General features: G+C 70.1%; 12 protein-coding genes. 3 read left to right on the plus strand and 9 right to left on the minus strand.

The annotated features are described in order from the left end of the window. Positions 1 to 29: 29 nt before the first annotated feature. The 4 genes from AB0M02_RS38615 to AB0M02_RS38630 are packed head-to-tail and all read right to left on the minus strand — an operon-like array spanning position 30 to position 9545. On the minus strand, positions 30 to 905 hold the full coding sequence (locus AB0M02_RS38615; RefSeq protein ID WP_364236497.1) for an RNA polymerase sigma-70 factor: 876 nt from the start codon (positions 903 to 905) through the stop codon (positions 30 to 32). Positions 906 to 919: 14 nt separating this feature from the next. Further along, positions 920 to 2587 (minus strand): EAL domain-containing protein, encoded by a 1668-nt coding sequence (locus AB0M02_RS38620; protein ID WP_364236499.1) that lies wholly within the window; start codon positions 2585 to 2587, stop codon positions 920 to 922. Positions 2588 to 2606: 19 nt separating this feature from the next. Beyond that, on the minus strand, positions 2607 to 3803 hold the full coding sequence (locus AB0M02_RS38625; RefSeq protein WP_364236500.1) for an FIST N-terminal domain-containing protein: 1197 nt from the start codon (positions 3801 to 3803) through the stop codon (positions 2607 to 2609). Positions 3804 to 3845: 42 nt separating this feature from the next. Further along, positions 3846 to 9545 carry a TIR domain-containing protein gene (locus AB0M02_RS38630; protein WP_364236502.1) on the minus strand — a complete coding sequence of 1900 codons (5700 nt, stop codon included), beginning with the start codon at positions 9543 to 9545 and terminating at the stop codon, positions 3846 to 3848. 174 nt (positions 9546 to 9719) lie between these two features. Here AB0M02_RS38630 and AB0M02_RS38635 point away from each other — a divergent pair, with 174 nt between their 5' ends. After that, entirely contained in the window at positions 9720 to 14609 is a 4890-nt protein-coding gene (locus tag AB0M02_RS38635) for a family 43 glycosylhydrolase (RefSeq protein ID WP_364236504.1), read from the plus strand. Positions 14610 to 14840: 231 nt separating this feature from the next. Here AB0M02_RS38635 and AB0M02_RS38640 read toward each other — a convergent pair whose 3' ends face one another. Next, positions 14841 to 16445: a methyl-accepting chemotaxis protein gene (locus tag AB0M02_RS38640; protein ID WP_364236506.1), complete on the minus strand. Its 1605-nt coding sequence runs from the start codon at positions 16443 to 16445 to the stop codon at positions 14841 to 14843. A gap of 135 nt (positions 16446 to 16580) precedes the next feature. Between AB0M02_RS38640 and AB0M02_RS38645 the strand changes: the two genes are divergently transcribed. Continuing rightward, positions 16581 to 16982 (plus strand): lamin tail domain-containing protein, encoded by a 402-nt coding sequence (locus AB0M02_RS38645; RefSeq protein WP_364236508.1) that lies wholly within the window; start codon positions 16581 to 16583, stop codon positions 16980 to 16982. Here AB0M02_RS38645 and AB0M02_RS38650 read toward each other — a convergent pair. Next, positions 16979 to 17776, minus strand: coding sequence for an RDD family protein (locus AB0M02_RS38650; protein ID WP_364236511.1), 798 nt, complete (start codon positions 17774 to 17776; stop codon positions 16979 to 16981). The genes AB0M02_RS38645 and AB0M02_RS38650 overlap by 4 nt on opposite strands. 63 nt (positions 17777 to 17839) lie before the next feature. Here AB0M02_RS38650 and AB0M02_RS38655 point away from each other — a divergent pair, with 63 nt between their 5' ends. Next, positions 17840 to 18823 (plus strand): stage II sporulation protein M, encoded by a 984-nt coding sequence (locus AB0M02_RS38655; protein ID WP_364236513.1) that lies wholly within the window; start codon positions 17840 to 17842, stop codon positions 18821 to 18823. On the opposite strand, the gene AB0M02_RS38660 is transcribed toward AB0M02_RS38655, so the two are convergent. The 3 genes from AB0M02_RS38660 to AB0M02_RS38670 all read right to left on the minus strand — a co-directional run bounded on the left by AB0M02_RS38660 (position 18784) and on the right by AB0M02_RS38670 (position 22153). Further along, positions 18784 to 19839 (minus strand): hypothetical protein, encoded by a 1056-nt coding sequence (locus AB0M02_RS38660; protein ID WP_364236516.1) that lies wholly within the window; start codon positions 19837 to 19839, stop codon positions 18784 to 18786. The genes AB0M02_RS38655 and AB0M02_RS38660 overlap by 40 nt on opposite strands. Further along, complete coding sequence (locus tag AB0M02_RS38665) at positions 19836 to 20624, minus strand: hypothetical protein (RefSeq protein ID WP_364236518.1); 789 nt, start codon at positions 20622 to 20624, stop codon at positions 19836 to 19838. The genes AB0M02_RS38660 and AB0M02_RS38665 overlap by 4 nt, the downstream gene beginning before the upstream one ends. A 212-nt stretch (positions 20625 to 20836) precedes the next feature. Next, positions 20837 to 22153, minus strand: a complete 1317-nt coding sequence (locus AB0M02_RS38670) for a DUF58 domain-containing protein (protein ID WP_364236520.1) — start codon at positions 22151 to 22153, stop codon at positions 20837 to 20839.

The raw sequence follows: 22153 nt of genomic DNA on the forward strand, positions 1-22153 counted from the left end.
GGGGCAGGGACGCGATTCGTGACAGCGGCTCAGATCTTTTTCTGTCGCTTGAGGAAGGCGAGCTTGTCGGGGTTGGCCACACTGCGGATCGCGGTGACCCGGTCGCCGCCGAACTCGATGACGGTGACCCCGGCCATTTCGCCGTCCAACTCGATCACGACGGCGGTCTCGCCGTTGACGACCTCCGGCGTCATCCGGATCCGCCCGGCGAACCTGGCCAGCGCGAGCAGGTAACGCAGCACCTCGTCGCGGCCCGCCAGCGGGTGCCGCACCGCCGGGGCCTTGCCGCCGCCGTCACCCCAGGCCCGTACGTCCTCGGCCAGCATGTCCTCCAGCGCCGGCACGTCACCGCGCAGAGTGGCCGCCATGAACCGTTCCAGCAGCCTGCGGTGCTGCCCCGGCTCGGCCGGGAAACGCGTGCGGTCGAGGTCGACGTTCCGCTGCGCCCGCCGGTACAGCTGGCGCACGTGCGGCTCGCCGGCGTCGAGAACGTCCGCGATCTCCCGGTGGCTGTGCCCGAACGCCTCCCGCAGCACGAACACGGCCCGCTCCGGCGGCGTCAGCCGTTCCAGCAGCACCAGCATGCCCATCGACAGCATCTCGCGCTGCTCCACAGTCTCCACCGGGTCCAGCGCCCGCCCGTCCGCGAGAACCGGCTCCGGCAGCCACGGCCCGACGTAGCTCTCCCGCCGCACCCGCGCGGACCGCAGCCGGTCCAGGCACAGGTTGACGACCACCTTGGTGAGCCACGCCTCCGGCGAGACCGCCGAGTCGTGCCGCTCCCAGCGCAGATAGGCGTCCTGCACGACATCCTCCGCCTCGGACGCCTCGCCCATCATCCGGTACGCCACCCCGAACAGCCGCCGCCGATTGTCCTCGAACCGTCGCAGCCGCTCAGGGGTCACCGCCCCATACTGGCTCAGGCCGCCAAGGCCGGCGGCATCAGGGCGGGGAGGACGTCCTCCGGGTGCAGGGGGCGGCACAGGTGGTAGCCCTGTGCCAGGTCGCAGCCGAGGCGGCGCATGTCGCGGCGCTGGGCCTCGGTCTCGATGCCCTCGATGACGGTGCGCAGGCGCAGGGTGCGGGCCAGTTCGACGACCGCGCGGACGACGGCCAGGTCCTCGCGGGTGGGTTCGGCGCGGCTGATGAAGGCGCGGTCGATCTTCAGCTCGTCGACGGGGAGTTGCTGGAGGTAGGACAGGGACGAGTAGCCCGTGCCGAAGTCGTCGATGGAGACGGCCACGCCGAGGGCTCGCAGGTCGGAGAGGGAGGCGATCGCGGTACGCGGATCGCTCATCAGCACCGACTCGGTCAGCTCGAGGGTCACCGCCGCCGGGGGCAGCTCGCACTCGGCGAGCATCAGCTGCACGTCGGACACGAACTGTGGATCGGTGAGCTGTCGGCCCGACACGTTCACGTTGAGGGTGAGGCCGGGCATGCTCCGGCGCCAGCGTGCTGCCTGCTCGCCGGCCGTGAACAGGACCCAGCGGCCGATGTCGGTGATGAGACCGGTCTCCTCGGCCAGCGGTACGAAATCGGCGGGTGACACGTACCCTTCATCGGGTTTCTGCCACCGCACCAGCGCCTCGACCCCCGCGGGCCGCCCGGTCGCCAGCTGGATGAGCGGCTGGTACTGCAGCCGGAACTGACCCAGTTCGAGCGCCCGTTGCAGGTCCCCGTCGAGGGTGAGGCGGGCCAGGGCCTCCGCGTGCATCTGCGGTTCGAAGACCACGACCTTGCCGGGACCGTCCTTCTTGGCCCGGTACATCGCGACGTCCGCGTTGCCCAGCATCTCGCCCGGGTCCGCGGCGCCGGCCGCGATGCCGATGCTGGCGCCGATGAACACGTCACGGCCGGCGATCCGGAACGGCCGTTTGATCGCGTCGATGAGCCGCCACGCGATCGGGACCGCCCGGTCCGCGTCGCAGTCCCCCAGCAGGACCGCGAACTCGTCGCCGCCGATGCGGGCGGCGGTGTCCCCCGGGCGCAGGCAGCCGCGGAGCCGGGCGGCGACGTGGCCGAGCAGGTCATCGCCGGCCGGGTGGCCGAGGCTGTCGTTGACCGCCTTGAACCGGTCCAGGTCGATGAAGAGCACGCAGGAGCCGGGGCGGGCGGCCACCAGCTCGAGGAAGAGCACCCGGGTGGGCAGCCCGGTCAGCGAGTCGTGCCGGGCCTCGCGCAGCGAGTCGACCAGGCGGCGCTCGGCGGTGAGCAGGCTGAGGTTCTGCAGGGCGAGGCCGAGGCACTGCGCCATCGCCTGCAGCAGCTGCCGCTCCTCCGGGTCGAGGGGGTCACCGGCCCGGCCCACCATCATCGCGCCGCCCGCGGCCGTGCCGAAGCGCGCTGTGGCGGCGTGCAGGTCACCGAGGCCCGGCACCTCGAGGACGGCCGCCCCGGGGACGAGTGTGTCCCCGGGGTCGAAGCCCCACGCCACCTCCACCCGGCCGTCTCGCAGCACGGCGCCGACCTCGGCCTCCAGCACCTCGGTGGCCCGTTCGACCGCGACGGCCACGGCGGACCGCTCGTCCTGCGGGGCGCAGACGGCCGCGAAGAACTCGGTGAGCTGGTGGGTGGACCAGTGGTTCACAGTGCGATATCCCTCGGTGTCAGGCGATTGCCAGGGTGACCATCGTGAAGTGGTGCATGCCGAGGGCGCCGCGTACCCGGGCGACCTCACCGTTGGTGTAGAAACCGCCGAACGGCACACCGCCGAGCGCCTTGCCGATGGCCACGTTCTCCCGGTCGACGCCGTCCTCGCCGAGCGTGATCCTCCGGGCCGCGCAGTCGAACACGAGCACACCGAGCGCCGGCTCCCCGCCGAGCGCGTCGAGGGCCTGGGCGCAGGCCTCACCGGCACCGTCCACGAGGGAGTCCTGGTCGCTCTCCATGAGCCACGCGAGGGCACCCTGCGGCACGTCGGCGAGACAGATGAGGGACCGGTCGGTCCGGTCCGCCCCGTGGATCACTCGGATGTCCTCGCCGCTGCGCCGCGACAACCCGAGCGGATGCAGGAACGCGGCCTGCCGGAACGCCTCCTCGTCCAGCGTCACCGACTCGTCGATCCCGAGCCGCTCCAGGAACACGTCCATCGCCGGGCGGCCGTCCAGCTCGTAGACCCGCCCCTCGCTGCTGCTCGTGACGATCATGGCTTCACCCTGCTTGCGCCACCCGTGCGCGATCCCGACGCCGAGCGGGGCATCCGAACCGAGCGCGACACCCACGACCGCGTCGGAGAGGATCTCGACGCCGTCACGGTTGCCGTGGAACTGGTAGGTGCGCACGTAGGTCAGGTGGTCGCCGGCGCACCCGCCGACCAGCGGGACGGCGGCGCCGGCCACGGAGTAGGCGCCGCGCACGATCTCGTGCTGGGTTCCGGTCAGCCCGTCACAGAGCAGCAGCAGGGCCCGGTGCCGGCTGCTGAGTGTCCCCAGCCCGGCCGCGGCCGCCGCGCCGGCCCCACGAAGGTCGGCCGTGACGTCACGGGAGACGTGGGTGCGCACCTCCAGGCCGGGCCCGCCCCAGGCGGTGACCGCCACCCCGTCCCGGCTCTCCTCACCGCTCGCGATCTGGCCCGAGGTGGTGCACCCGACGATCACGGTCTCCGGCCCGACCCGCTCCCGGATCCCCCCGAACAGCTCAGCCGACTGATAGCCGACCGAACAGAAGACAAAAACCACCGACGGCGTACGCCCGGCGATCGCCGCCTCGGCAGCCTGGGTGCCGGCCGCGGCCGGATCGGTCAGCGTGCTGTGCCCGGTGCCGAACCAGCGGGTGCCCTGTGCGGGAGGTGCGTCGAGACTCATACCCGAGGGGATCGGCACCGCCGGGCCGGATCTGAGCGGGGCTCAGAGAATGACCGGTTCAATGGCGGCGGGGTTCGCGCCGGTGCGGTTCATCCCCACTGTTCGCCGGTAGACGTGCTCCTCATCGAGCTTCTCCTCGGTCGCCGCGAACAGCTCCCGCGCGGCGACTTCGTCACCCGCGGCGAAGAGCACCACCGCCAGGTTGTTGGCGAACGCCAGCGACGTCGGGTGCCCGTCCCCGTATGCGGCGTTGACGATCTCCAGGGCGTGCCGGGCCATGGCGGTGTCGGTGGTGGCGAGGGCGGTCTCGATCTCGGCGGCGGCGGTGTCGGGGTGGTCGGCGCCGAAGACCGCCCGGAATCGCTCGACCAGCGATTCGGAGCCGGTGGCGCCCAGCAGCCGGGAGTTGATGTTCCAGCTCAATTCGGTCCGCAACGTCTGCGGGTCGTCGGTTCCCAGCACGTCACGCACTACCGGGAGGATCTCGGCCAGCAATGTCCGGGCGCCGGCGAGATCGCCGAGGGCACGCAGGTCGCGGGCATAGCGTTCGGCGGCAAGGAGGGTACGGGGATCGCGCGGCCCGGCGCTGCGCAGGCATCGCCCGTAGATCGCCCAGTCCGCTGCGGCCGCCGCCTCGAAGTCGCCGAGCAGGAGAAAGGCGAGCGCCGCCACGTCGGCGGTACTGTCCGTCTCCTCCGCGATCATGCGGCCACGCAGCAGTTCGCCGGTGCGCAGCATCCCGGCGGCCCGGCCGGAACCCGCGGGGCCGTCGATCAGCCCGACCGGTGGGCGTGCCCGATCGGCGAGCGCCTGGGCGGTCGCCCGCCATCCGGAGACCCACAGGCGCCGGATCACGCCGGTTACGAGATCGCGGATCTCGGGCTCGGTCGAGTCGAGGCATCCGGAGGGCTCCAGATGGGCCAGGACCAGGTGCAGCCCGTCGTCGGAGGCGGCCGTCGTGAGCAGCGCCCGGTGCACCAGTCGCCGGTTCGCCGCCATCCGCTCCGCGTCCACCTCGGCCAGGACCGCGTCACGGATCAGATCGTGCACGACGAGCTTCTCGCGGCCGGCGTCGACGACCGCGAGTCCGGCACGGCCCAGCTCTCGGACCGCCTGCGCCGGGAACGGCCCCAGTTCCCGCAGCGCCGGGAAGGGGATCTCGCCGGGTCCGAGGCAGCAGGCCAGCTCGAGCAGGCGCGCCGCAGCCGGGTCCGCGCTGCGCAGGCCGGCGAGCGAGGCACCGAGCAGCGTTCCGGCATCGGTTGCGGAGTGGAGAAGGTCGCCTGTTGAGACGTAACCCGCCCGCTGCGCGGCTCCCGCGACCCCCACCAGAAGCGGGTGATCGCCGAGCCGGCCGGCGATGGCTGCGGCGTCCGCACGGGGCATGGACTGATCCGGGCCGGCCAGCACGGCGGCCGCGTGCTCGCGAGACAGCGGGCCGAGGGTGAGCACGTCACCGGCCTCGAAGCCGGCCGCGCCGCGGGCGGTGACGAGCAGGGCGCCGTCGATGTTCGCCAGCCATGGCGGCAGGCCGCCGCCGAGGCCGTCCACCACGACCAGCCAGTTCGACCGGTACCGCAGGGTGTTCCGCGCTTCGGTCTCCGGCGTCTTCAGGTGCGCGGCGAGCAGATCCAGCAGGTCGTCGGCCCGTTCACGGCCGGCCGCGTCGATCCACCAGACGAGGGAGTAGGCGGACGCGAACCGGTTCGCGTACTGGGCGGCCAGGTTGGTCTTGCCGATACCGGGTGGACCGGCCACCACGACCCGGCGGTCGCCGGCCAGCAAACGTTCGCGCAGGTCCCACAGTTCGGGTTCCCGGCCGAGCGTGTGCGGGTGCGCGGGGCGGAGCCCGCCGACGAACTCGGCTCCGGTGCCCGGGTAGTTCGGCGGCGTCACGACATCCGGCGATTTCGGCCCAAACGGCGTGACCGCGCGAAACAGGACGTCGCGTGCCTGGTCAGCCCCCACGCCGGAAACGTCCACGACCGGGATCCTCGCCATCGCCGTGGGCGTGATTGAGCGTTCCGGATGGACACGGACCGGGATCAGGAACCGCCCCTCCTCGGTCGGTTCCCGGCCGGCGGCGGCGCCGATGACCGCCTCGCTTCCGCTGTCTTCCGTATAGGCCGCCGAGAGCACCACGATAATCCGATCCGCCTGTGCCAGGGCATCCGCCGTCTCGTGCACAGCACGGATCTCCACGTGCCACCCGTTGTACCGGAACTGCGCCCCGATCCACTCGGCCCAGACCCGGTCCGGCAGAGCGCAACTGATCAGCAACGTGCCGTTGGGTGAGCGGCGGGGTCGCTCGAACATCGCGAGCCAGCGCTGACGCTCCGCCGCGTCCGGTGCGGCGTATTCGATCGGCCGTCCGACGATGTGCCGTGTCAGCCGCTCGTAGGCAGACAGTAGGGAATTCGCCTGCCCCGTCCGCTCAGCGAAAATCGCCAGAATCTCTTCGTATGCGTAGTAGGCCCGATAGGGAATCTCAGTCTCGGCCCAATACTCGTCGCGATCCTCAACATCGTCCGCTGACAGCATGGGGTCGAATCGCTCACGCGCCATCTGGCGGCCGAGGAACGTCGACTGCATCTCGGCGCTGTCCACCCGCATCGGCACCGGCAGGATGCGCACCGGCCGCCTCTCTCGCTGTGCGCGGATCGACCGGGTGACCGACAGCGCGCCCTCGATGCTCTGAACCTGGAGGGTGAAGCCGTTGACCAGCACATCCGGGAACAGGACGGTGCAGATCGCGGCGGTCCGGCTCACGCCAGTGGCGCTGTCGATGAGCACGTAGTCGTAGTTCCGCCGCATCTGGTCGCGCATCTCCTCAAGGAAGGCCGTTCCGCCTCGGTCCAGGAACGCGCCCCAATCCAACGTGGTCACAGCGCGGGAATATGACCTGCTCTGACGACCCGCCGGGAGAAGATCGATCCGGCCGTCCTCGGGGAAGCTGTAGTTCAGGCGCACGGCGTGGGATCGCACGTCCGCAAAGTCCAGGAAGGCGGACTCGGCAAAGGAAGGTTCGAGCAGTGCCGACGAGAACTCCCGGACTATGTCGATCACCCCGGTGGACGTTTCGAGCATCGGGTCCTCGATGAACGGATGAAAGAATCGATGCAGCCCGGGCGACTCCAGGTCCCAGTCGACCATCAGGACCCTGCTCCCTCCGGCAGCCAGCAGCCACGCCACGTTCGCGAGGGCCATGGTCCGCCCGGTCCCACCCTTGTAGGAGAAGAACGTGATGATCTGGCCTGCACCGGCGCGCGCCTCGACGTCCGTTCCGGTCCGCACTGCCAGGGCCGGAATCGTCACCGCCGCCGGTGCCGGCTCGATGATCGGCGGGAGCCGGGAGTCCAGTGTCTCGTCCAGGGTGTGGAGCTCCCGGATCACCAGGGCCGAGCCCTCATCATCTACCTCGGCCAACGCGGTCGCCGCCGCCGCTCGGACGTCGAGCGCCTGCCGCTGGTCATGGGCAAGGCTCCGGAGCCACTGCGTCTGGCCCGCTGGATCCACGCGCAGCAGCGCCCGCGCCGCACGCAGCCGCAGGTCGAGCCTCAACTCCGGCTCGACGCAGCATCCGCGCAAAGCCGTCAGACCGGACTCTTCACCGGCATCCGCCAGTTGCAGCGCGATGATCAACAGATAGCGCGGCTCGCTACTTCCCTCGGACAGCGCACGCCGGTAGGCGTAGGTCTGCAGATGACTGGGCGCCGGGCCGTCCCCGTCCTCGATCGGTCCCGCCCGGCCTCCGGAACTCCGCCGTCCCAGCCACTCCGCGATCGAGCGGGGCAGTGAGGGCTCGGCTGCGAGCCGTTCCAGGCCCCCGCTCGTCACCCCGATCTCATCCAGGGCCTCCGCCACCAGGACACGCACCCACGGCCGGGTGTTAGCGTCTGTGACCAGGTCGGACAGGGACTCCGCGATCACCGGATCCACGGCCAGCGCGGTGAGCACACGCAGCGCCTCGGGCGCCGTGGGGTCCTCCCTGAGGAGATGAGTGAACAGCGCCATGATCACTTGCGACCGCAGGAACGGGGAGACCTCGACACCGTCGGCGAGGATCTCCCCTGCGATCGGCACATCCGTGTCGAGTCCGCTGAGCAGGGCCGCCACGAGCGGATCGGCCGGTTCGTAGGTGCGCCGGCCCAGTACGAACAGGGCCAGGTTGCGGCGTTCCGGCGCGCGGACGTCGGAGAACCAGCGGGCCTCGTCGAAGTGGCGGGCGCGGTGGCCGGCGGCCAGGTACTCGGCCAGGCTGTGGTGGGTGAACGCCAGCTCGCCGTGTCGTTCGACCAGCACCGATGTGCTGCCGAGCAGCATCCGGACGTGCCGGTCCTGGTCGGGCACCGCGTCGCGGGTCTCGGCCGGTGCCTGTTCGCGTACCCATCGGTGGGCCTCCTCGGCCAGGCCGGTCACGCCGAGGGTGAGGTGGATGTCGGCGAGATGCTCGACGAGCTCGACCAGGTGATCGTCGAGCCAGGTGCCGGCGCTGGTGCCGGCCTCGCCGTAACGGGCGAACGCGCCGCGCATCCGCGCCCGCTGGTCGACCACCTCCGGGCGGCCGTCCAGCAGGTGCCGGACGAACTGGCGGTAGAGGCCGGTCCGGTCGACCGGGAGTGGTCTGTCCTGTCGCTGTTCGAAGACCAGAGCGGCGATCGTGGCCAGCAGCGGGACCTCGACGGCCGGGCCGAGGCGTGCCTCGGCGACCGCCTTCAGGAAGGGATCGGCGGCGGCCGGCGCGCCGCGCGCCTCGAACCATTTGCGGGCGAAGGCCACCAGGTCGTCCGGGTCGAACCGCCGCAGCGCGAACTCCGCAACCGAGCTGCCCCGGACGTCGGAGAGCTCGCCGAAGAGCAGCGGCCGGGTGGCGACCACGAACCGCCGTGCCGGGTCGCCGCGGTCGAGCCAGCCGGCCAGGCGATTGATCACGTCGGAGCGGTCGGTGCCGCTGAGCACCTCGTCGAGCCCGTCGACGAGGACCAGCCAGCGCACGCCGGGAAGCGGCGCCGTACGGAACAGCGCCGGATCGACCTTGACGCTCGCGCGACGGCCACAGTATTCGGCGAGGGCGTCCGGCAGGTTCCGGTCGGCCAGCGCGGTCGCCGGCACGACTACCGGGACGATCGGACCGAACGGCGCCCGTGACATCCGGCTGCCGCGGCGGGCGCCGAGCAACCAGTCTGCCTGCCGGTGCTGGATCAGCCTGATCATCATGGACTTGCCCATGCCGGGCTCGGCCACCACGAGGACGTCGTCGAAGCGGGCGAGCATCTGCGGGACCGTCAGGACAGCCGAGTGCTCACCGGCTCGATCGGCACGCTGCTCGACATAGATCTTGGGAAGGAGCGGGGCGTTGACGCCGAAGTACTCGTAGCGGTGGCCGGTGGAGTCCTCCAACTCGGCGGTCAGCAGGGCGTGCAGGCGCTCGTCCTCACCGATCAGCGGGCGGCGCCGGTCGGCCAGGTACAGCGCGGCCGAGGCGAGGCCGAGGACGAGAGCCGCCAGGGTGGGCAGCCAGGCGGGGCCCGGCGTCCGGGCGCCGAGCAGCCGCGCGACGCCGACGGCCGCGGCGAGGAGTCCGAGAGGGACACAGATCCGCAGCCAGCGTGTCGTGGCGGGACGGGAACCGGCGGCGGTGCCGCGCGAGCGCAGCACCAGCAGGACACTGATCACGCCTGCCGTGGCGCCCACCACCGACCCGAGCTGATCCGCGATGTCCAGCCCGGACGGACCCTCCATGGCAACCGAGGTTAACGGTCGCACACCGCCGGCCGCATTGCCGGAACGGATGATCCATGCCTGTGATCAGGCAAGACATCGAGACCCTTGACGCGACTCGTGTGAGCGTTAACACTTCGGCAACGCACCCGATACGCGGGAGAGTCGATGATTGTCCGGCGCGCAGCCATTTCTTTGTTAACGCTCCTATCGATAGTTGCCGCACCGTCGGCGGCGCAGGCAGGTCCGGAGGACGGGCTTCTGCTCTGGTACAGGCTCGATGAGGCCGCCGGCACCACCGCCGCCGACTCGTCCGGGAACGGGCGGGACGGGACGGTTGGGGGGACCGCCGGCTGGTCCGGGGCGCAGGGGCTCGGATTCAACGGGACCAATACGTACGTGAAGGTGCCGGACAACATCCTGGCCGGCGTCAGTGACGTGACCGTGGCGTTCGATGTCAAGATCGACGCGGCGCAGGCGACGCCGTACTTCCTCTACGGCTTCGGCAACACCGACGCGGGCACCGGGTACGGCAACGGGTACCTGTTCGCCACCGGCAACGGCTTCCGTAACTCGGTGTCGCTGAGCAACTGGACCGGGGAGCAGAACACGCGGCCCGCCGACGGGCGCAATCTGGCTCGCGGTGCGTGGAAGCACGTGACCTACACGCAGAGCGGCACCACCGGGACGCTCTATGAGGACGGCGTCGCGGTGGCCACCAACACAGCGATCAGCATCCTGCCCAGCGCGATCGGCGGCGGCGCGACGACGGCGAACTATTTCGGTCGTTCGCTCTACAACGGTGACCGGTACTTCCAGGGCCGGATGCGCGACGTCCGCGTCTATGACCGGGCGATCAGCGCGGATGAGGCGGCCACGCTCGCGGCGCCCTCGAACGCGGAGGCGGTGGCGGCGGACTCGGCGGCGCTCGACCTGGGCGACACCACCGGGCTGGTCGCGGACCTCACGCTACCCGCGACGGCACCGAGCGGGAGTGCGGTCACGTGGGCCACGAGCGACGCCTCGGTGATCACTGACTCCGGCCGGATCACCCGGCCGGCTCAGGGGCAGCCGGATGCGACAGCCACACTCACGGCGAACCTGCGGCGGGGTGCGTCAACCGGGTCGAAGACATTCACCGTTTCGGTCAGGGCCGCGTTCTCCGACGCGGACAACGCGGCTGCGGCGGCTCGGGCTCTCGTCGTTCACAACCTTGCTGACGTACGCGGAAACCTCACCCTCCCCAACTCGGCAACCTGGTCCTCGTCGCACCCCGACGTGATCTCGCCGACCGGCGTCGTGCACCGGCCCGCCAGTGGCACCCGGAAGGTCACGCTGACGGCGACCGTCACGTACGGCACCGCCACGGCCACGCGCGACTTCGAGGCGACCGTACCCGCGCTTCCGGAGCGGGAGCCGTACCAGGGTTACCTGTTCAGCTACTTCACCGGCGAGGGATACAGCAACGGTGAGCAGGTCTACAACGCGCTGAGCAACGGCAACGACCCGCTGAGCTGGCGCGAGGTCAACAACGGGCAGCCGGTGCTGACGTCCACGCTCGGCACCACCGGGCTGCGTGACCCGTTCATCATCCGCTCGCCGGAGGGCGACAAGTTCTACCAGATCGCCACCGACCTCAAGATCTACGGCAATGGTGACTGGGACGCCTCGCAGCGTTCCGGCAGCAAGTCGATCATGGTGTGGGAGTCGACCGACCTGGTCAACTGGACCGACCAGCGCCTCGTGAAGGTCTCCCCCGACACCGCCGGCAACACGTGGGCTCCGGAGGCGTTCTACGACGAGTCGCTCGGCGCGTACGTCGTGTTCTGGGCCTCGAAGCTCTACGAGCCGTCGGATCCGAACCACACCGGCAGCACCTACAACCGGATGATGTACGCGACCACCCGCGACTTCCACACGTTCAGCGAGCCGCAGGTGTGGAAGGACCCCGGCTACTCGGTGATCGACTCCACGATCGTCGAGCACGAGGGCGTCTACCACCGGATCACCAAGGACGAGCGGAACAACTCGTCCACCTCGCCGTGCAGCAAGTTCCTGATCCAGGAGAAGGCGACCGAGCTGCGCGACCTGAACTGGGACTTCGTGGCCGAGTGCATCGGCTCCGGCGCGCTGAGCCGCGGTGAGGGCCCGCTGGTGTTCAAGTCGAACACCGAGGAGAAGTGGTACCTGTTCATCGACGAGTACGGCGGCCGCGGCTACGTCCCGTTCTCGACGACCGACCTGGACTCGGGCGTCTGGACGCCGGAGACGACGTACAGCCTGCCGTCGCGCCCGCGCCACGGCACCGTCCTGCCGGTCACCGCGGCCGAGTACCAGCGGATCTCCGCGAAGTACGAGGAGCCGGCCCCGGCGCCGGGACTACGACTGCGGTACGACTTCGACGAGGGTGCCGGGACTGTCGCGCGGGACTCGTCGGGCAACGGTTTCGACGGGGTCTACAACCGGGCTCCGGCGTGGGGCACCGGCGTGCGGGGCTCCTCGTACGCGATGGCGGGCGGATCGAACTCGTCCTACGTGACGATCCCGAACGGTGTGCTGAAGCAGGCCGAGAGCGCGACAGTCGCGGTGTGGGCGAAGTGGAACGCGTCGACGACGGTCAACCAGTGGATCTACGCGCTCGGGCCGGACAGCAACAAGTACCTGTTCAGCAGCCCGCGCAACGGCGGCAACGTGCTGTACTCGGCGATCACCACCGGCTCCTGGTCGGCGGAGTCGAAGCTGGCGAACACCGCCGCGCTGCCGGGCGGGACGTGGCAGCATCTCGCGGTCACCGTCGACGGCAAGGCCAGGACGGCGGCGATGTATCTCAACGGCACCCGCGTCGCGTCGGCCACCGGGGTGAGCGCGAAGCCGTCCGACCTATACGACGCGTCGAAGTCGTACAGCGGCTATGTGGGACGGTCGCTGTACTCGGCTGACCCCTACTACAGCGGTGAGGTGGACGACTTCCGGATCTACAACACGGCGCTCACCGCACCGGAGATCCTGGAGCTGGCCGGGAAGTCGACATCGGTCGCCGGGGTGACGCTGCCCGAGCTCAAGGTGGACGCGATCGTCGACGACGCGGCCGGAACGATCAAGCTGCCGGTCAAGCCGGGGACGTCACTGGAGGCGCTGGCTCCGTCGTTCACCCTCGCGAAGGGCGCGACGATCACGCCGGCGTCGGGGACGGTGCGGGATTTCCGTGCTCCTGTCACGTACGAAATAGTGGGTTTGGATGGCACCAAGCGCACCTGGACCGTCTCAGCCCTGGTGATGAAAAGCCCGGTTTTGCCCGGCCTCTATGCCGATCCGAACATCACGGCTTTCGGAGACACCTTCTGGATGTACGCGACAACGGACGGCTTCGCCGGATGGTCCGGCACCCAGTTCCACGCGTTCTCCTCGACGGACCTGGTCAACTGGACCGACCACGGGGTGATCCTCGACCTCGGGCCGGACGTGACGTGGGCGGACAACAGCGCGTGGGCACCGGCGATCGCGCACCGCGACGGGAAGTACTACTTCTACTTCAGCGGCGGTCTGGCCACCGGGAACACGGTCAAGCACCTGGGAGTGGCCGTGGCGGACTCCCCTGCGGGGCCGTTCACCGACGCGCTCGGCAAGCCGCTGGTGGCGGGCGGCACCTACAGCGGTCAGATGATCGACCCGGCGGTGTTCACCGACGACGACGGGAAGTCCTACCTGTACTGGGGCAACGGCAACTCGTACCAGGTACCGCTGAACGACGACATGACCTCCTTCGACGCCTCGCTGGTGCGGACCTACAAGCCCGCGAACTACAACGAGGGCAGTTTCGTCGTCAAGCGCGGTGGGACCTACTACTTCATGTGGTCGGAGAACGACACGCGCAGTGTGGACTACCGGGTGGCGTATGCGACCGGGTCCACGCCGCTCGGGCCGTGGAGTGAGCGGGTGGGTGTCATCCTGCAGAAGGACGCGTCGCTCGGGATCCTCGGGACCGGGCATCACTCGGTGGTGCGGGTGCCCAACAGTGATGAGTGGTATGTGGCGTATCACCGGTTCGCGATTCCGGGCGGGGACGGTACGCACCGGGAGACCACTGTTGATCGGCTTTCGTTCGCGGGGGACGGGTCGTTGCTGCCGGTGGTACCCACGTTGGAGAGCGTCGATCCGGTGACCGTCGCGCACGCCGGGGTGGATGTTGCCGGGGCCGAGGGCAGAACGATCGTTCTTTCTGGTTCGGTTTCCAACGATGCGCGGCGTCCGTCGTGGTCATTCACGGGCGACGCGGACGCCGGCGCGGCGTGCGCCTTCGGCGATCCGCACGCGGCCACCACGACCATCACGTGCACGGACGACGGGGTGTACACGGTCAAGCTGACCGCCGGCGGCACCAGCGACACGGCGGTGGTCACCGTCGGCAACGCCGCGCCGGTCGCGACGGCGCCTTCCGGCCGGCCCGCCCCGAACGCGCCGATCGCCACCCGCACGCCGGTGTCGCTGACCCTCCCGGTCAGCGACGACGGCCGCAACGATGCCCTGACCTGCACCGCGGACTGGGGCGACGGCACGAGCAGCAACGGTACGGTCGCCGCGTCCAAGTGCACTGTCCAGCACAGTTACGCGGCGGCCGGGGCGTATCGCCCGCGCATCACGGTCGCGGACGACGACGGTGCCACGGCAGGGGTGACCATGCCCTACGTCGTGACCTACGCCCCGGGCACGGGCCAGGTGGCGGGCAGCGGCTGGGCTCTGCCGGGCCGGTCCACCGCGGGCAGTGTGGACTTCGCGTTCACGGCCCGTGGCGGCGCGACCGGCGGTAGCACCTGGCTGCACTTCCCCGCCGGCGACCTGCTCTTCGAGTCGACGTCGCAGGGGCCCGCGGTGGTGCTGGGCCCGGCCGCCACCTACACGGGAACCGGGACGGTCAACGGCGCCGGCAGGTACCGCTTCCTGCTGACCGCCCTCGACGCCCGAACCGACCACTTCACCGTCACGATCTGGGACAGCCGAACCGGAAAACTCGTCTACAACCTGTCCACCAAACCCTCCGGCGGCGGCCTCATAGTCACCTCACGCCTCCACCCCGGCCAGCTCTGACCCAACCAATTGCGTGTGGAGTTCGGGCGCGTATAGCGGCCGAACTCCACACGCAACGGGGCGGGACCATGCAGGTGTCCCGGCGGGCGCGCTGCGGCATTGACCCGGCAGTGCGTCGCGCGGACTCCGCGGGGCTGCCGTTGTCGCTTTTGAAGGAGTTGGCGAGCGTACGTCTGCTGTTTGCTCTAAAAGGTGACCAGCGACGGCGCTGGAGGAAACGCAGCACGGCGCTCAGTGGCGGAAGCTGCCCACTATGTCGGTCAGGTCGGTGGCCAGGCGGGTCAATTCGTCGGCGGCCAACTGGGTGGTGCGGGCGCCCTCGGCGGTGGAGGCGGCGACGTCGGCCACGCCGGAGACGGTACGGGCCACGTCGCCGCTGTTGTCTGCCGCCTCCGCGACCGAGCGGCTCATCTCGGCTGTCGTGGCGGTTTGTTCCTCCACCGCGGAGGCGATCGTGGTGGTGTAGTCGCCGATGTTGCCGATCACGTCGGTGATCTCCTCGATGGCCGAGGCGGCGGCCGCGCTGGAGGTCTGGATGGCCCCGATGCGGGCGGTGATCTCCTCGGTGGCGCGGGCGGTCTGCTGGGCGAGTTCCTTGACCTCGCCGGCCACCACGGCGAAGCCCTTGCCCAGTTCGCCCGCGCGGGCCGCCTCGATGGTCGCGTTGAGGGCGAGCAGGTTCGTCTGCTCGGCAATCGTGGTGATCAGTTTGACCACCTCGCCGATCTCGGCGCTCGCCGAGCCCAGTTCGGCGACCTGGGCGTTGGTGCGCTCGGCCACCGTCATGGCCTTCTGCGCGACCTCGGCGGCGCGGCCGGCGTTGGCGGCGATCTCGGTGATCGAGGCGCTCATCTCGTCGGCGCCGGCGGCGATGGCCTGTACGCCGCTGTTGACCACCTCGGACGCCTGGGTGGCGGTGACGGCCTTCTCGGAGACGTCGGTGGCACCGGACTGGAGCTGGGAGCTGACCGCGGACAGTTCCTCGGCGGAGGCGGCCAGGCTTACGGCGGTCTGGGACATGCGGCCGCCGATGATCTCCCGCAGGTGTGCGGTGGTGGCGTTCAGCGCGGTGCCGAGCTGGCCGAGCTCGTCGCCGGAACGCACCGGGGCGGTGGCGGTGAGGTCGCCCTGCTCGACGCGGCGCAGGGCGCCGACCACGCCGGTGAGCGCGGAGGCGATCGAGCGGGCGACGTAGGCACCGGCGGACATCGCGACGGTCACGCCGAGGACCAACACGATCAACAAAAGGGTACGGGCGTCGCGATAGGTGTCCTCGGCCTGCTGGGCACTGTCGGCGGCCTGCTTGGTCTCCAGCTCGTCGAGTTTGCCCAGGGCGTCGCGGACGGCGAAGAAGGCGGGATCCAGCTTCTCGTTGGCGGCCGCGGTGGCCTGCGCCGTCCGGTTTTCCCGGCTCAGCGGCAGCACCTGCTCGTCGATGACCTGGAACATCGCGGCAAGGGTCGACGCGAACGTGTCCCGGGCGGTCTGCTCCTCGGCCGTGGCCTCGCCCGAGGAGTACTCGCTCCACCCCTCGTCGATCTGCGCGTGGAAGTCGGCGATCGCCGCGTCGAGCTCCTTCATGTCCGCGTCGCCGGTGCTGAGGATGTGCCGCAGCACGATGGCGCGGGCCTCGTTGACGTTGCCGTCGAGTTCGCCGAGCAGCGCGATGGGCTGCAGGTTGCGCTCGTAGATGCCGCCGCCCACGTCGTCCATCGTGCCGAGCTTGACGATGCCGACGACGCCGGCGATCACGGCCGCGATCACGGCGAGCAGAACCGCGGCGAGGACCTTGCCGAGAACCGGCAGATCACCCCACGGGTTGCGTTTCTGGTCCACCACTCCCCCTCACTGGTGATGAGACCAGCGAACACCGAGGGGACGCACAATGCGGCCATAAAACGCAAAGAAGGTGACAGGGCGGCTCTCACCGTGGTCCGATTTGTCGCAAAATATCGTCTTCTAGGGGTGAGAATGCTGGGATTGGCGCTCGTAGCCGCAGTCGTTGTTCCTGTCCATTTCCAAGGCGCGCAGTATGACTCTCCGGGACCCGACGGCCGCAGCCCGGCCAGCCTCAACGCCGAGTGGATCACGATCGTGAACGACGGCACGGCGCCGCTGAGCGTGGCGGACTGGACGGTCCGGGACGCGTCGCGGGTGGGATACACGTTCGGGAAGGTCACGATCCCGGCAAAGGGTGTCATCCGCCTGCACACCGGCAAGGGCCGGAACACGGCCACGGATCTGTACTGGAACAGCGGCAACTACATCTGGAACAACACCGGCGACACCGCGACGCTCCGGGACGCCGCCGGGCGGGTCGTCGACACGTGCACGTGGAAGCAGAAGGCGAACCGCACCTGGGTGGCCTGCTAGCCGCTCCAGATCCGGCCGGTCAGCGCGCGACCGGCTGTCACCTGCAACTCGGCTCGGCGCCGCCGCTCGGCGGTCACCGCCACCATCATGAACCACGGCTGCGTGCCGGGTGGCGGTGCCGGGCTGACACGCGCCGTCACCTCGGCGGCCAGTGCGGCGCCGAGGGAGGCGCGGTGCGGTTCGCGGAACCGGAACTCGCGGGACAGGTACTGCCGGACGGCCAGGCCGAGCTCGTCGTCCATTGCGGACAGGTCGGCCACGGCGGCCCACTCGGCGAGGTGTATCGGCATCGGTGGGACGGGGCGCCACGGGTCGGGTCGGCGTACGTGCACCACGAGCGTGCCCGCCGCCAGGTCACCGATCCGCCGGCCGCGGCGCGACGACAGCATCGTGCCGAGACTCACCACCCAGGTGACCAGCGGCAGCAGCAGGCCGGGCCACTCCACGGTCAGCCCGACCAGTGCACGGGTGAACGAGTGCCGGAACCGGATCGGGCCGCCGTCCTCGCGGATCACGCGCAGGCCGACCGCCAGCTTGCCGACACTGCGCCCGTTGGTGAACGTCTCGATCAGCGCCGGGTAGAGCAGCACCACGGCGACCAGCACCACCCGCAGCACCGTGTCGGACAGGGCCGCGTCCCGCATCCACGGAGGCAGGGCGGAGAGCGCGACCTGGGACAGGATCAGCAGCACGAGCCCGAGAAGCACCTGCATGACGATGTCGACCATCAGTGCCAGCGCACGGGAACCGAGGCGCGCGGGCCTCACGTCGATCTCGACGGCTTCCGCGTTCACCAGGCGCACCCGACCAGTCAACACGATGCGCATCTGTCGGACATCGGCGGATAGGCTGCCGCTGTGGATCTCGACGCGTACGTGCTGGAGCGCGCCGGCGAGTGGGACCGGATGGAGGAACTGGCACGGCGACGGCGCCTCTCCGCCGAGGAGGCCGACGAGCTGGTGGTGCTCTACCACCGGGCCACCACCCACCTGTCGGTGATCCGCAGCCGCGTCCCGGACCCGGTCGTCATCGCCGACCTCTCCCGCCAGCTGCTCGCCGGCCGCGCCGCCATCAACCGGGGCCGCCGCTTCTCCTGGCAGTCGATCGGCCACTTCCTCACCGACGCGTTCCCGGCGGAGCTGTACCGGGCGCGGCACTGGTGGCTCAGCCTGGCCGTTCTCCTGACGGTCCTGACGGCCGGTCTTGTCTGGTACGTGGCGGACAACCCGCCGGTGGCCGCCCTGTTCCTGTCACCGGACCAGATCGAGGGGTTGGAGGAGGACTTCGTCTCGTACTACAGCGAGTACCGGGCGTCGAACTTCGCGGCTCGGGTGTGGACGAACAACGCGTTGCTCACGGCGCAGTGCATCGCCTCCGGGGTCCTGGTCGTCCCGGTCGTGTACCTGCTCGGGGCGAACCTGCTCAACGTGGGCGTGACCGGGGGTGTGCTGGCCGGGGCCGGGTCGCTGGACACGTTCCTGGGGTATCTGGCTCCGCACGGGCTGCTGGAGCTGACCTGTGTGTTCGTGGGCGCGGGTGTGGGGCTGCGGATCGGGTGGGGCTGGATCGCGCCGGGACCGGAGCGGACACGGCGGGAGGTGCTGGTCGCCCGGACCCGGAGCGGAATGATCGTCGCGGTCGGGCTGGTCCCGGTTCTGCTGGTGGCGGGGGTGCTGGAGGCCTATGTGACGCCGGCACCGGTCCCCCCGACATGGCGGGTCGCGGCGGGAGCGGGCGTGTGGGGGCTGTTCCTTCTGTACGCGCTCGTGCAGGGCCGGGCGGCCGACCGCCGCGCGGCCGGTCATGGCGTTCGCAGGCTGTCCCGTGCCGCGAACAGGTAGGAGAAGGCGCTGTCGAACGCGGGCGGCCCCGACGCGCCGATCATGCCGGCGAGGAACGTGATGATGCTGTCGTCCCAGACGCCCTTGTTGCCGTACCAGGCGGCACCGGCACAGCCCAGCGCGATCGACGCGGCGGGACGCCGCCAACGCCGGTGACCCAGCCGCCGCAGATCCTCGGCCGCGTCGGCGAGTTCCTCACGACGCCGCACGAAGGCGGCGGCACGCTCGTGTTCGTCCATTCCGGCCAGTTCGAGGGTGAAGAGCCGCAGGTCGGCGCGGTAGCGGCGGAACGCCTCCCCGTGCTCGTCCCGGAAGGCGAGCACCTCGTCGAGTGGGGCGTCGGTGAGGTCGAGGGCGATGTTGTCCAGGTCGAACTGGACGACGTGGCCGGTGGAGGGCTGACCGGGCATGGTCAGGATCGCGGTGGTACGCCGCAGGAGGGTCCCGTCGTCGGTGACCGGATGCAGGTCGAGGCCGAAACGCCGGCCGGACGCCCGGACGAGGTGGGCGAGCAGCGCCTGGTAGACCATCCAGAACAGCGGGTTGGCGCGCAGTGAATTGTCCGCGCTCAGCTCCGAGACGAGACCACGCCGCCGCAGTTCCTCCCAGAGCATTTCCGCGGCCTCAGCGACGCTCCGGCGCGCGTACATCCCCAACTGCCTGCTCTCGTAGATGACGCCGCCGGTCTCTTCGAGAACGCTCATCAATCGCGCGTGCTCGCCCTGGGCGAGAAAGTATCTGTCGAAAATCCCGGCCGCCGACTGCAGCAGGAAATCCAGCAATTGCTGCGCCACATCGTCGTCGATGAGGCGGTGCGGGTCCAGGAGGCGCAGAGCACCGCTCTCGAGCAGCGGCACAACGGTCTCCTCCTGACCCTCGAACACCCTGTCGAGCGCCTCTGGCGGCGCGAGCAGGGCCACACCGTCGAAGAACAGCAGGACGTTCTTCATCCACCCGCTGAGGGAGCGGCGCTCGACCGGTGGCCATGGGTAGAACAACGCGAACTCAGCTGTCATCGGTCGCCCTTGAAGTGGGCACGTTCCCGCGCCATGTACAGGTAGGCATACCGAATCCCGTCGACCGGACCGGGGATCTCGTCGTCATGCATGACGCATCCGGCGATCCCCAGGTCCCAGGCGTGGGGTGCCCCGAGCTCTGTCCGGGCCATCCTGCGGAGCCGATCCGCACTCTCCGCCAGCTCGTCTCGCCGATCGGCCCACTCGTGATCATCGTTGTCCCGGTCCATGACGGACTCGGTCAGATGCCGCCTCAACAGGCGCAGGTGCCGGCCGAAGGCAGCTCCGTGGTCGCAACGGAACGCGAGGAACTCAGCCATCGGCAGGCCGGTCAGGTCCGGCGCGACACTGTACGGTTCGAAAGCCTCCCAGCCCGCGCTGGTCAAGCTCCGGAGGGTCCGCACGTCAGCGATGTGAAAGGCGATCGGCTCCAGCGTTCGGCCCATGCGTTCGGCGACGGTGCGAAGGACTTGCGCGAGCGCAGCGCGCATCACCGAACCGTGACTCCGGTCCCAGGCCGGCCTCACCTCAGCCATCGGCAGTCCGGCGCACTCCCTCAGATATCGACGATGCGGCGCGGAGCCGGACAGCCGGACGTAACCGTCGCTCGATGTCCAACCCCGCAGTTTCAGCAGCTGGCGAACGACATCCTGGCCCGGGTCAGGTACCAGCTCATCGATCTCAACGAAATCGATCATGTTCGCCAGATCGGGGGTCATCCAGGACGGCACATCCGGGGCGCCGAGAAGGGCGACCTCACCGAAGAACAGCAGGAGCAGCCTCAATTGGCCCGGGGTGGGAAAACTCCACAACAGCGGTAACCCGACCGGTGCGGCCCAGGACAGGCTGGAGGATCGCACCGGTGAGGGAACGACAACGGATGGCGGTTGTGACGGCCTTCCGACGTCCTCGTGCACCAAGCGGACCCACCCCCCGCGCGCTGGTTCCGACCTACATCGTCAATGTATCGGCGCGGCGCCGCAGGCCCATCGGCTGATCAGAGGCGGCCGGTGGCCTTCAACAGCAGATAGACGTCCGCCACCCGGCTGGCGAAGGACCTCGCGTCCGCGTCCACCACCGTCGCGCCGAAGCGGGCCAATACTTCGTGGACCCGGTCGCGTTCGAGCAGGGCGCGCTGTGCGGCCGCTGCCGTGTGGACGTCGGACGCGGTGGCTGCCCACGGGATCCGGGACAACTCGGACAGAGCCGGATCCCTGACCCCGGCCACCAGCACCCTGTGCCGCGCGGCCAGGCTCGGCAACAGCGGCAGCAGCCCTTCGATCATCGGGGCTGGTTCCAGGGCGGTGAAGATGACCACCAGCGATCGTTTGCGGTCGCGGCGGAGCAGGTCGCGGGCCAGTAGTGTGTAGTCCGTCTCCGCCGGTGCCGGTTCCAGGGAGGCCATCGCGTCGATCAGGCGGTTCACTTTCGTGCGGTGGCTGCCTCCCTCCACCCGGGTGCGGATCGTGTCGTCGAGGGCGAGCAGGTCTACGCGGTCGTCGGCTCGGGCGGCCAGCACGGCCAGGAGCAGGGCGGCGTCGATCGCGGCGTCGAGGCGGGGGGTGTCGCCGATGCGGACGGCGGAGGTGCGGCCGGTGTCCAGGACGCAGACGAGGCGGCGGTCGCGTTCCGGGCGCCAGGTGCGGACCACGACGTCGTTGTGGCGGGCGCTGGCTCGCCAGTCGATCGAGCGGACGTCGTCGCCGATCACGTACTCGCGGAGCACGTCGAACTCGGTGCCGTGACCTCGGCCGCGGGCGACGACCGAGCCGTCGATGACGCGCATCCGGGCCAGTTTCTCGGGCAGGATGCGCCGGGACGGGAACCGGGGCAGCACCCGGAGTGTCCACGGTGGGGTCACACTATCGTTCCACGAGCGGCGGCGCTGGCGGTAGGCGAGGCCGAGAGGACCGTACGATCGCAGGGTGACCCGGACAGCGGGCCGGTCACCGTGCCGCACCGGGTTGAGCGTGGTGGTGACCTGACGGGTCGAGCCCCGGCCCAGCCACAGGTCGTGGCGCTGCGGCCACGCGCCTGCGGACGGCACCCAGCTGTCGCGGACCTGCAGGCGCACCGGCCGCTTCGCCGTGTTGACCAGGGTGAGTGTCACCGTGGCCGTTGCGCCGAGCCACACCGTCCGGTCGCCGTCGCGACGCAGCTTCAGCCGGGTCAGCGGCCCGGCGACGGCGAAATCAGCCGCGGCGCAGGCGACAGCGAAGATCAGGACGCCGAGCAGCCCCAGCCAGGGCCAGGGCAGCAGCGCCGGCACCGGGACGCCGACGGCGAGCAGGGCGGCGAAGCGCCGGGTGACCAT

The sequence above is a fragment of the Actinoplanes sp. NPDC051861 genome, from assembly GCF_040681145.1.
GTDB lineage: Bacteria > Actinomycetota > Actinomycetes > Mycobacteriales > Micromonosporaceae > Actinoplanes.

What these genes read in the sequence shown, in the direction of transcription:
- AB0M02_RS38625 (WP_364236500.1), bottom strand. Translation starts at nt 3,803, where the DNA reads ATGAGTCTCGACGCACCTCCCGCACAGGGCACCCGCTGGTTCGGCACC.
- AB0M02_RS38630 (WP_364236502.1), bottom strand. Translation starts at nt 9,545, where the DNA reads ATGGAGGGTCCGTCCGGGCTGGACATCGCGGATCAGCTCGGGTCGGTG.
- AB0M02_RS38645 (WP_364236508.1), top strand. Translation starts at nt 16,581, where the DNA reads ATGCTGGGATTGGCGCTCGTAGCCGCAGTCGTTGTTCCTGTCCATTTC.
- AB0M02_RS38660 (WP_364236516.1), bottom strand. Translation starts at nt 19,839, where the DNA reads ATGACAGCTGAGTTCGCGTTGTTCTACCCATGGCCACCGGTCGAGCGC.
- AB0M02_RS38670 (WP_364236520.1), bottom strand. Translation starts at nt 22,153, where the DNA reads ATGGTCACCCGGCGCTTCGCCGCCCTGCTCGCCGTCGGCGTCCCGGTG.